This is a genomic window from Streptomyces prunicolor NBRC 13075, from assembly GCF_000367365.1.
Taxonomy (GTDB): domain Bacteria; phylum Actinomycetota; class Actinomycetes; order Streptomycetales; family Streptomycetaceae; genus Streptomyces; species Streptomyces prunicolor.
Genome location: NZ_BARF01000078.1, coordinates 41,912 through 52,369, shown reverse-complemented (window position 1 = coordinate 52,369; position 10,458 = coordinate 41,912). Strand labels below are relative to the sequence as shown.

Below are 10,458 nucleotides of genomic sequence, written 5' to 3'. Positions count from 1 at the left end.
AAACGCCGGACGGGCTGATTTTGGCGGCCTGTGTTGGTAAGGCGCCGCACGGGCGGGCTGAGGGATTGCGGCCCGTGTTGGTAAGGCGCCGCGCGGGCTGGATTTCGTTGACCGGTGTTTCCGCCGCATCGCCCGCTGTGTGTTCTTTCGCGGGTTCGTACGCTTGTGCCATTCTGTGTCCCTTGATCCGTGGGGTGAGAGTGGGGGACGTCATGGGTGGACGCGGGTGGTTCAGCGGGCGGAAGTGGTTCAAGCGGGGGGTCGTTCTCGCCGAGCGGGGGCGGCTGGAGGAAGCGCGTGACGCCTATCTCCGGTCGGCGGAGTCGGGCAGTGTGAACGCTCAGTACAACCTTGCGCTCGTCTATGTCGATCTCGGCGTCCGGGACAAGGCGATCCTGTGGTTCCGCCAGGCCGCCGCCGCGGGAGACGCCGGTGCCATGCACGGTCTCGCGGTGCAGCTCGACGACGGGAATCGCAAGGAGGCCGACGAGGCGGTGCAGTGGTACCGCAAGGCGGCCACGCTCGGGCACGCGCCGTCGCAGTACAACCTCGGGCTCCAGTATCAGAAGACAGGTGAACTCCCGCTCGCCGAGCGCTACTTCGAGCAGGCGGCGAAGCAGGGGCACCTCGATGCGGACGTGTCCCTGGCCGGTCTGTGGCTCGGCCGTGGCCGCCGGCCGGAAGCCGAGGAGATCCTGCGCCGGGCGGCGGAGCAGGAGCATCCCGGGGCGCTCGGTTTCCTGGGCGATCTGGCCGGGCAAGCGGGTGACACCGAGCGGGCCGCCGAGCTCTACGCGCGCTCCCATGCTGCGGGATTCAGCGGTGCGGCGGTGAACCTGGGGGTGATGTACGAGGGGCAGCAGCGCTTGGCGGAGGCCGAGGAGTGGTTCCGTAAAGCGGCCGATGCGGGGAACGCCGGCGGCATGTACGCCCTGGGCCGCCTTCTTGTCGGTCTGGACCGCATGGACGAGGCCCTTGAGCTGTTCCGCCAAGCCGCCGATCTGGGGAACGCGTCTGCGCGGCACGCGTTGCAGGTCCTCACCAAGAGAGGGAAGAAAAAGGGATGAAACTCCGGAAAGTGGCTGAGATGTTCGCCGACTCACCGTCGGCAAAGGTGTCCCTGAGGCGGGCGTAGCGTAGAAGCCATGACGACGTACGGATCCTTTCCCGGCTCGCGGCCCCGGCGGTTGCGGACCTCCCCCGTGATGCGGCGCATGGTTGCCGAGACGCGGTTGCATCCTGCCGACTTCATCCTTCCCGCCTTTGTGCGCGAGGGGATCAGTGAGCCGGTGCCGATCTCTGCCATGCCCGGGGTCGTGCAGCACACTCGGGACAGTTTGAAGAAGGCTGCTGCTGAAGCCGTTGCGGCCGGGATTTCCGGGATCATGCTTTTTGGGGTGCCGGAGGAGTCCAAGAAGGACGCCCTGGGGACTCCTGGGACCGATCCCGATGGGATTCTGCAGGTCGCGCTGCGGGATGTGCGGGCCGAGGTCGGGGACGAGTTGCTCGTCATGTCTGATCTTTGTCTTGATGAGACCACTGATCATGGGCACTGTGGCGTGCTGGATGAGCTTGGGCGTGTGGACAATGACGCGACCCTTGAGCGGTATGCCGAGATGGCTCAGGTGCAGGCCGATGCCGGTGCTCATGTCGTCGGGCCCAGCGGGATGATGGACGGGCAGATCGGGGTCATCCGGGACGCGCTCGATCAGATCGGGCGGGAGGATGTGGCGATCCTCGCCTACACCGTCAAGTACGCGTCCGCGTTCTTCGGGCCGTTCCGTGAGGCCGTGGGTTCCTCGCTCACCGGGGACCGCAAGACGTACCAGCAGGACCCGGCCAACGCGCGGGAGTCCATGCGGGAGTTGGCGCTCGACCTGGAGGAGGGTGCCGACATGGTGATGGTCAAGCCGGCGGGGCCCTACCTCGACATCCTGGCCAAGGTCGCCGAGGTCTCGGACGTGCCCGTCGCCGCCTATCAGATCTCCGGCGAGTACTCGATGATCGAGGCCGCCGCCGAGAAGGGCTGGATCGACCGGGACAAGGCGATCTTCGAGGCGCTCACCGGTATCAAGCGGGCCGGGGCGCAGAACATCCTCACGTACTGGGCGGTGGAGGCGGCGCAGAAGCTGCGCTGATCGCCGGAGCCCGCCCCGCTGAACGCCCGTCAATAGGCAACGCTTCGAAGTCGTTCCGGCTTCGGGGCGATCTCGGTTCGGGGCGGTAGTGGGGTTTGGCCCGAAAACGACGGTCGGTGTGGGGGGATGTGGCCCCAATTGGCCTTCTGTGTCCGGCACTTATGTGGATTTGACGCGTGCGCATCAGTGTCCTTACCTTCTGCGCCTGGCCTGATCCGTTCTGGATGGTCTGGACGTCGATCCCTGGGGGACACCATGAGCTATTTCATCGAGGCGTTGAAGAAGTACGCGGTATTCAGCGGGCGCGCGCGCCGCAAGGAGTACTGGATGTTCGGCCTGTTCGCGGCCATCATCGCGATTGTCGTGGGGGGCATCGGCTTCGCGATCAAGTTCCCGCTCCTCGTGGGCCTCTTCTACCTCGCGATCCTGCTGCCCGGCCTGGGTGTCAGCATCCGCCGCCTGCACGACACGGGCCGTTCCGGCTGGTGGCTGCTCATCGGCCTCGTGCCGTTCGTCGGCGGCATCACGCTGCTGGTCTTCACCTGCCTGGACAGCGCCCCCGGCGCCAACGCGTACGGCCCGAACCCGAAGGAAGTCGGCGGGATCCCGGCACACGTCTGATCACGCGCGCGCGTATCCAGGGCCCGTCAGGGCGTCGACCCCGTAGAGGTGGGGGTCACGCCCGACGGGCCCTCGTCGCGTACGCCCATGCCGTCCTTGCACCCCGAGAGCAGCAGCGCCGCGGTGAGCACGGTCGTGGCGACGGCCAGGACGCGGGCACGGGTGCGGGGGCGGGGGCAGGTGGTGCGGGGCGGCATGGGTTCCTCCCGTGGAAGCGGAGCGCGTCATCGGGTGCAGCTTGAGTGGTCGGGTGGGGCGGGGTCTACGGCTGTCGCCGGATTCGGGACGCCGGGGCCGTCCCGACTGCGCTGACCTGGGGGGATGTCGGTCCGCGCGGGCACGTCGTGGGACGTGGGAAGGGGACCGGGCGCCGGTCCCGCGGACTGGGCACCATCAAGTCCCGGCGGGAGTTAGGTTGTTGACCACTGCTCTTGATGAGCATTGCTCCGGTTGTCCTTTGAATGACCGACCTCTTCTGGGAGACGCGCATGCCCGGTGACGCCCTCAGCCAAGACCCCGCCGAGCTGAGAAGGAGGATCGACACCACCAAGGCCCACCCGGCCCGTGTCTACGACGTCTTCCTCGGCGGCAAGGACAACTACCCCGTCGACCGCGAGGCCGCCGCCGCCGCGCTCGCCGCCAACCCGCGCGGCTATCTCGACGTACGGCACAACCGGGACTTCATGCGCCGGGCCGTCACCCGGCTGTCGCAGGAGCACGGGGTGCGCCAGTTCCTCGACATCGGCACCGGGCTGCCCACCGCGGAGAACGTGCACCAGATCGCCCAGGGCATCGAGCCCGAGTCGCGGATCGTCTACGTCGACAACGACCCGGTGGTCCTCGCGCACGCCCGCGCCCTGCTCACCAGCAGCCCCGAGGGGCGTACCGACTACATCGACGCCGACCTGCGCCGCCCGGCCGACATCCTCGAACAGGCCTCCAAGACCCTCGACTTCAACGAGCCGGTCGCCCTGCTGCTGGTGGCGATCCTGCACTTCGTCGAGGCCGAGGAGGCGTACCCGTTGGTGCGTGAGCTGGTGGATGTGCTGCCGTCCGGGAGCCATCTGGTGCTCAGCCATCTCACCGACGAGATGCATCCGATCCCGACCCGTGCGGTCCAACGGACGTACACGGAGCGGGGGTTCACCTTCGTGTTCCGTACCAAGGACGAGGTCGAGCGGTTCTTCACCGAGACCCCGGGCATCACCCTGGACGAGCCCGGTGTGGTCCCGGCCCACCAGTGGCACCCGGGTCCGGCGCCCGCGCCGCCGGTGGTGGAGCAGGCGTACTTCGAGAGTCTCGACGACATCGAGAAGATCACCTATCGGAACATCAATGATGTGACGGACGACGACATCAACGTCTATGGGGCGACCGGCAAGAAGGCCTGAGCCCGGTCGGGGCGGGCGCGTGTCCGGATCGCGGAAACCTGCTTGTAGGCGGCACCTGCATTCCTAGGCTGTCCGGCATGACCGTCATCGAGCCCGCCCCTGTCCCCGCTGCCGTGCCGCCGCTCGCCGCGCGCGCCCGTGCGATCGGGGGTTCGCCGGTGCGGGACATCCTCGCCGTCACCGCCCGCCCCGAGGTGATCAACTTCGCGGGCGGGCTGCCGGCCCCCGAACTCTTCGACACGGCCGGTATCGCCGCCGCGTACCAGGCGGTGCTCACCGAGACGCCCGCGCGGGCGCTCCAGTACGCGACGACCGAGGGCGAGCCGGGGCTGCGGGAGGCGCTCGCCGCGCGGACCTCGGCGCGCGGGCTGCCCACCGGACCCGACGACCTCCTCGTCACCACCGGTTCGCAGCAGGCGCTCTCGCTGCTCGCGACCGCGCTGCTGGAGCCGGGGGACGTCGTCCTCGTCGAAAGTCCCTGTTATCTGGCGGCACTTCAGGTGTTCGCGTTCGCCGGTGCGCGGGTGGTCGGTGTGCCCGGCGACTGTGACGGGCTGGACCCGGAGGCGCTGGACGAACTCGTCGTGCGGGAGCGGCCCAAGCTGCTCTACACCGTGCCTACCTTCCAGAACCCCACCGGCCGCACCCTGCCCGCCGACCGCCGGGCCGCCGTCGCCGCGGTCGCCGCGCGGCGCGGGCTGTGGATCGTGGAGGACGATCCGTACGGCGAACTCCGCTTCGAGGGCGCGCGGTTGTCGTGGATCGCGGCGCAGGAGGGGGCGGCGGACCGTACGGTGCTGCTCGGTTCCTTCTCCAAGGTGATGGCCCCCGCATTGCGGCTCGGGTGGCTGCGCGCGCCGGCGGACCTGCTGCGGGCCTGTGTCGTCGCCAAACAGGCCGCCGACCTGCACACCCCGACCGTCAACCAGCTCGCCGCCGCGCGGTACTTGGCGGACAACGACCTCGACGCGCATGTGACGCGGGTGGCCGGTGTGTACCGGGAGCGGCGGGACGCCATGCTGGAAGGGCTTGCCAACGCCCTTCCCGAGGAGTCCAGTTGGGAGCGGCCCGAGGGCGGCATGTTCCTGTGGGCGCGGCTTCCGGAGTCGTACGACACGACACAACTGCTGGCGCGGGTCGTGCGGCAGGACGTGGCCTACGTGCCGGGGGCGCCCTTCTACGCCGGGGAGCCCGAGCGATCGACGATGCGGCTCTGCTTCGTGACGCAGACGCCGGGGGAGATCCGGGAGGGGCTCAGGAGGCTGGGGGAGGGACTGAGGGAAGGGCTGAGGGACTCCATCTCCGGGTAGGGCGCTTTTGGTGGCCGAAGGTCCTTGGATCGGTGAATCCCCTTGGAAACGCGCCGAGTTGAACCTGGGGAGGAAATGCGATGGCACCGGTGCTCGTCGGACGTGAGGGTCTGCCGGCGGGAGAGCGCATCCTCATGGCGCTCAACTGCCCCGCTCCGTGACCCATCCGGAGGAGAGCGAGGAGGGTTCCCTGCTGCGGGTCACCGTCGTGGGCGGCGGTCCGGTCGGGCTGTCCATGGCTCGGCTGCTTGAGCACTTCCTCGGGGCCCAGGTGAAGATCACCGTCTTCGAGGGCCGGTGGCGCAAGGACGGCCGCAGGGTCGTGTGGAAGAGCCAGGAGGAAGGCAATGTGCGGCGCCAGCAGGTGGTGACCGTGCAGAGCCGGCAGTACCTGGCGTGGCCGCAGTACGTGCAGGAGCGGCTCTTCGACCCCGAGCACTTCACCGAGATGTGGCCGTCGGGCCCGGACTCGATCGGCGACCACCACCCGCGCAACATGCGGATCGCCTACATCGAGGACAAGCTGCTGGAGCCGGCGAACGAGAAGCGGGACCGAATACGGCTCATCCCGGCCCAAGTTCGACCCGGCGGAACAGCGCGACGAACTCGCCTCGCAGCATGTGCTCGCCATCTGTGACGGCGGCCGTTCGCGGACGCGGGAGCACTTCGCGGCGCGGTTCGGCAAGGCCGACGAGTCGATCTACTCCCTCGACGGGGTCCATCTGCGGGACGTGGTCCTCGGGTTGCGGGTGAAGTCGGAGCTGCCCGACCCGATGGCGATCCTGCTGACGGTCGCTCAGAACCGGTTCCTGCTCGACTCGTTGCGCGGCGAGGGCTTCCTCAACATGCGGCTGACCGACGCGGAGTTGGGGGAGGTCATCGGCATCGACCCGGTCCGCCGGGTCTTCGAGGAGTGCATCGCCTCCCGCCCGTGTCTGATGAACCGCGACGAGCACGGCGACTTCCAGTGCTCCACCCACGGCACGCTGTTCCTGCCCGCGCTCATCAAGGGATCGCCCTTGTGGAAGCGTGTGCACGAGGGGCTACGGCTCTTCGACGTCTCGGACCAGGACCTGAGCGCGGTCACCAGTTTCCGGCTGGACATGGTGCAACGCCCGCGCTTCTCCGCCGAGTTGCTCCCCCCGACCGTCAACTCGCCCGGTACCTACGGCTTCCTGCTCGGCGACGCGGCCAACTCGATCCACTTCTGGCCGGGCCGGGGCCTCAACAGCGGCCTGGCGTCGGCGATTTCGCTGGCCCGCTCCCTCAACAGCGCCTGGAACGGCCGCCCCTTCCGGGACGCGGACTTCCTACGGCACGAAGCGGCCATGTCGATGCTCCAGTACCGGCACAAGAGCCGCGCCTGGAAGGCCATGGTCACCACCGACGACCAGGGCGTCACCTGGGCCATCAAGGACATCATCGACCACGGCATCGACGGCATCGACGGCATCGACGGCATCGACGGCATCGACGGCATCGCGGAGGAGCCCGACCGCGAGGCGGACACGGCCACCCTGCTGGCGCGCATGGCGGCCATCCGCGACCGGCTCGCGCCCCGGCTGGCGGGCATGCCGGACGACGAGGCGATCCTGGAGAGGCTCCGGACGCTGGAGCCGCGGACCCTGCGCATGCTCGTCCTCAGCGGCGCGTGGGACACCCTGACGATGGGCGGCGAGGAGGTCGACATCGACATCTTCTACGGCCAGGACTCGACGGCTGCGGCAGCGGCGGTGGAGGCGTTGGAGCCGGCGACGCGGCAGTGATCACTGAGGCAGCAGTTGCTGGCCGCCGTCGATGTCGTACGTCGCGCCCGTCAGCGCTTCGTTGCGCATGATGTGTACGGCCAGGGCGGCGACGTCCTGTGGGCCGACGACCCGGCGGATGGGGAGCGAGGCGCGGAGTTCTTCACGTCGTGCCTCGATCCGGTCGCCCAGGAGCGAGGCCGACAAGGGGGTGTCGACGAATCCGGCGGCGATGAGGTTCACCCGGATCGGCGCGAGTTCGAGGGCCAGGTTCGCGGTGAGGGCGGGAAGGGCGGCGGTCATCGCGGCGGTGACGGACCTGCCGATGCCGGGGCGGCGACCGCCCGTACCGCCGATGAACAGCAGCGTTCCCGCGTCCCGGACCCTGCCCCGGCTGTACTTGGCGATGCCCAGTGTCATGGCGAGGCGTTCGCCGAAGTGCCGGCCGGTCTCCGCGAGGTCCAGGTCGGCCAGGGGTGCGTACAGCGGGCCGCCCGCTGTCGATATGACGTGGTCGACCGGGTGGGGCAGTTCGCCGAAGAACCGCTGGAGCCGGTCCGTGTCCGTGGCGTCGAGGGTCGCGGTGCTCAGCGGCAGGATGTCCGCGGCCGCTCGCTCCAGCCGCTCCGGATCACGGGCGACCATGATCACCTGCCCGCCCGCGGCCCGGACCTGACGCGCGGTTTCGAGTCCCATTCCGGAGCTCGCGCCGATCACGACGACGGTCTGGCCGGCCAAGTCCTGTGCCTGGTCCTGGTGTTGACGTCGGTGTTCGGGTTGGTTCGGCTCGCTTCCGGTCATCAGTGCCTCGCCTCCGATGGGCGGTGTCTCCCGTGCTGTGTCTCCCGTGCTGCTTCGGACCGGCGACGGGGTGCGTCAGACCAGCGATCGCCCACCGCGCAGTTGTGGATACAGCGCGTCCGGTCCCCCGGGCAGTGCGGCCTGGACCTGCCGGCTGACCGCGTCGGCGAGCACCTCGTGGCGTCCGGCCGCCACGCCGTCGAGTGCAGCCCGGGCGACGTCGCCGGGATCCGCTTTCGGGCCGGGCACGTTCGCGGCCATGTCCGTCGCCAGGTAGCTGACATGCAGCGCGGTGACCTGCGTGCCCTGTTCCGCGAGGGCGACGCGCAGGGCGTTGGTCACCGACCACTCGGCGGACTTGGCCGCGGCGTATCCGGCGCTGACGGGGATCGACACCCAGGACAGCACGGAGAGGACGTTGACCAGGGCGCCGCCGCCGTTGCGCGCGAGGACGGGGGCGAAGGCTCTGCTCATGGCCAGCGTGCCGACCACATGGGTCTCGAACTCCGTCCGGAACGAGTCGAGTTCGGACGTGAGGATGCCGGCACGGGTGGTGGACCCGGCGTTGTTGATGAGGAGCGTCACGTCCTGGGCCCGCGCGGCGGCCGCCCGTACCGCCTCGTGGTCCGTGATGTCGACGGCCACCGGGACGGCGTCCGGCACCGTGACCTTCGCGGGGTCGCGGGCGCCCGCGTAGACCTTGGCCGCACCGGCCTCGAAAAGGGCCCGTACGAACTGCTCCCCGAGCCCTCGGTTGGCACCTGTGACGAAGGCGACGGACCCGTCGATCTTCATGGGACACCTCTCCCGCAGGGCGTTCGAAAGGCTGCGGACCGCCCGGTCGCCGTACTCCACCGCACCGTGCGCAGCCTTTTCGAACGTACTCCGCGCGGCTGACCACCACCACTCGGCGTGCGTCGACGGCCTCAGGTCGGCCCCGTCGGCCCCGCCAGCCCCGTCAGCCCGGCCGGGTCCCGGGTCAGTCCCACCAGAAGGACCACGTCCGCTGGCCAAGCACCTGGTGCTGGGCGTACCCGCGCAGCGTGTTGTAGTCGCCCCCGGTGATGTTGTCGGGGCAGAAGGCGAAGTGCTCGGCGGCGATCGCCTCGGCCTCTTCCTGTGTCGTGGGCGGGGCCGCCACCGACACCGTCAAGTGGTCCCGGGCGAGGGCCACGACCCGGATGCCGAAGCGGTCCTCCCAGGAGCGCAGGACGGCACAGAGCCGAGCCACGTCCCCCTCGTAGTTGATCGCGCCGGTCCATCCGATCGCCGCGGGTATGTCCGCGCTGCGGCGGGCCGGTACCAGCGCGAGGCGCGGTTCCTTGAACCAAGTGCCGGTTTCCACAAGGGAGTCGGCGATCTCGGTGGCGTGGGCGTCCGGGTCGGCGGTCGGTGTCTGCTGGGCGGCGGGCGCGAGCCCCGGCCATTCGGGACCGTACGGCGCGATCGTCTCGTCGGACGTCGCCTGCTCGTCGAAGTTCTCCACGACCGCCTCGGCGACGGCTTCCCCGCCGGGGTGGTCCGCGTCCGGGGCGGGTTCGTCCGCCGCGTACTCCGCCCAGAACTCCTCCAGGACCTCTTCGGCGTCGTGGTCACCGGGGTACGACGCCTCGTCGGGCAGCAACTGCCATTCGTCGGGCCTGCCTACCTCGCCGCCGTCCCCCTCCAACAGCACGGGGAGCAGCCCGGCGGCCCGGCGCGCGGGCTGGACCGAGGCCCAGCCTCCGGGCTTCGTCGGCTCGTCCGCACACCACAACAGCGGTTCGTCCGCCGGGCCTTCGGCGGTCACGTCGATCAGTCTCCCGGCAGGGAGTTCAAGCCCGAGCGAGCTGCCGCTCGGGTCTGCCGCCAGTGTCGGCAGCGGGTTGGGAAGGGTCGCCATGCCGGAAACTGTAGAGGCGGGCACTGACAATCGGGGCGCCGAGCAGTCGGGCGAGCGCGGGGAGCATCGAGGGACATGGGGCTCGGGACATACGGGGACAACGCCTTCAACCGTGTCCAACTCATGCGCTTGGTCGAGGAGTTGGAGGCGGTACCTGATGACCGGCGAACACCCGTGGTGAACCAGGTGATCGAACTCTCCAAGGTCGCGATCACGGAGAGTTCCTACCTGCACCTGACCGGAGACTGATGTCGGCCGAGGCCTGCCGGAGGGGGCTACTGGAGAAAGTGTGACACTTTGGCGCGGAGTGTCACACTTCTGGGGCCACCTACTGGGGGGCGGTGAACGCCGCCCAGGCTGCGGGGCCGAGTTGGAGCGTCGGCCCGCTGCCGTCCGGGTTCTTGGAGTCGCGGATGTGGATGGTGTGGGGGCAGGTGGCGACCTCGACGCAGGCGCCGCCCTCGTCGCTGCTGTAGCTGGACTTGCGCCAGGTGTAGGCGACTTCGAGGCATTGGCCGCCTTCGCTGCCGCTGTAGCTCGACTTGAACCACTGAAGTCCGGTGCTCATTG

Annotated in this window: 13 protein-coding genes; 8 read left to right on the top strand and 5 right to left on the bottom strand. The window is 69.4% G+C overall.

Annotation, left to right across the window (positions count from 1 at the left end):
• The first annotated feature begins 212 nt into the window (after window positions 1-212).
• The 3 genes from SPR02S_RS56805 (at window position 213) to SPR02S_RS33215 (ending at window position 2,759) form a co-directional block, all read left to right on the top strand.
• A complete protein-coding gene (locus tag SPR02S_RS56805) occupies window positions 213-1,067 on the top strand; it encodes an SEL1-like repeat protein (RefSeq protein WP_019061349.1) in 855 nt (284 codons plus the stop codon).
• 78 nt (window positions 1,068-1,145) lie between these two features.
• Window positions 1,146-2,138, top strand: a complete 993-nt coding sequence (gene hemB / locus SPR02S_RS33220) for a porphobilinogen synthase (protein WP_019061348.1) — start codon at window positions 1,146-1,148, stop codon at window positions 2,136-2,138.
• A 255-nt stretch (window positions 2,139-2,393) separates the two neighbouring features.
• Window positions 2,394-2,759, top strand: coding sequence for a DUF805 domain-containing protein (locus tag SPR02S_RS33215; protein ID WP_019061347.1), 366 nt, complete (start codon window positions 2,394-2,396; stop codon window positions 2,757-2,759).
• A 26-nt stretch (window positions 2,760-2,785) separates the two neighbouring features.
• On the opposite strand, the gene SPR02S_RS64085 is transcribed toward SPR02S_RS33215, so the two are convergent.
• Window positions 2,786-2,956 carry a hypothetical protein gene (locus SPR02S_RS64085; RefSeq protein ID WP_019061346.1) on the bottom strand — a complete coding sequence of 57 codons (171 nt, stop codon included), beginning with the start codon at window positions 2,954-2,956 and terminating at the stop codon, window positions 2,786-2,788.
• A 291-nt stretch (window positions 2,957-3,247) separates the two neighbouring features.
• Between SPR02S_RS64085 and SPR02S_RS33205 the strand changes: the two genes are divergently transcribed.
• The 4 genes from SPR02S_RS33205 to SPR02S_RS63375 all read left to right on the top strand — a co-directional run bounded on the left by SPR02S_RS33205 (window position 3,248) and on the right by SPR02S_RS63375 (window position 7,226).
• Complete coding sequence (locus SPR02S_RS33205; protein ID WP_026151084.1) at window positions 3,248-4,150, top strand: SAM-dependent methyltransferase; 903 nt, start codon at window positions 3,248-3,250, stop codon at window positions 4,148-4,150.
• A 77-nt stretch (window positions 4,151-4,227) separates the two neighbouring features.
• On the top strand, window positions 4,228-5,460 hold the full coding sequence (locus SPR02S_RS33200) for an aminotransferase-like domain-containing protein (RefSeq protein ID WP_019061344.1): 1,233 nt from the start codon (window positions 4,228-4,230) through the stop codon (window positions 5,458-5,460).
• A gap of 157 nt (window positions 5,461-5,617) precedes the next feature.
• A complete protein-coding gene (locus SPR02S_RS65100; protein WP_019061343.1) occupies window positions 5,618-6,097 on the top strand; it encodes an FAD/NAD(P)-binding protein in 480 nt (159 codons plus the stop codon).
• Complete coding sequence (locus SPR02S_RS63375; RefSeq protein WP_019061342.1) at window positions 6,081-7,226, top strand: FAD-dependent monooxygenase family protein; 1,146 nt, start codon at window positions 6,081-6,083, stop codon at window positions 7,224-7,226. The genes SPR02S_RS65100 and SPR02S_RS63375 overlap by 17 nt, the downstream gene beginning before the upstream one ends.
• Here SPR02S_RS63375 and SPR02S_RS33185 read toward each other — a convergent pair whose 3' ends face one another.
• From SPR02S_RS33185 to SPR02S_RS33175, 3 genes are all read right to left on the bottom strand, one after another.
• On the bottom strand, window positions 7,227-8,006 hold the full coding sequence (locus SPR02S_RS33185; protein WP_019061341.1) for an SDR family oxidoreductase: 780 nt from the start codon (window positions 8,004-8,006) through the stop codon (window positions 7,227-7,229).
• A 75-nt stretch (window positions 8,007-8,081) separates the two neighbouring features.
• Window positions 8,082-8,801: an SDR family oxidoreductase gene (locus tag SPR02S_RS33180; protein ID WP_019061340.1), complete on the bottom strand. Its 720-nt coding sequence runs from the start codon at window positions 8,799-8,801 to the stop codon at window positions 8,082-8,084.
• 184 nt (window positions 8,802-8,985) lie between these two features.
• Entirely contained in the window at window positions 8,986-9,888 is a 903-nt protein-coding gene (locus tag SPR02S_RS33175) for a DUF4253 domain-containing protein (RefSeq protein ID WP_019061339.1), read from the bottom strand.
• A gap of 75 nt (window positions 9,889-9,963) precedes the next feature.
• Here SPR02S_RS33175 and SPR02S_RS63370 point away from each other — a divergent pair, with 75 nt between their 5' ends.
• Window positions 9,964-10,137 carry a hypothetical protein gene (locus SPR02S_RS63370; protein ID WP_019061338.1) on the top strand — a complete coding sequence of 58 codons (174 nt, stop codon included), beginning with the start codon at window positions 9,964-9,966 and terminating at the stop codon, window positions 10,135-10,137.
• 79 nt (window positions 10,138-10,216) lie between these two features.
• Here the strand turns inward: SPR02S_RS63370 and SPR02S_RS33165 are convergent, their stop codons facing one another.
• Window positions 10,217-10,456: a DUF397 domain-containing protein gene (locus SPR02S_RS33165; protein ID WP_019061337.1), complete on the bottom strand. Its 240-nt coding sequence runs from the start codon at window positions 10,454-10,456 to the stop codon at window positions 10,217-10,219.
• Window positions 10,457-10,458 lie beyond the last annotated feature (2 nt).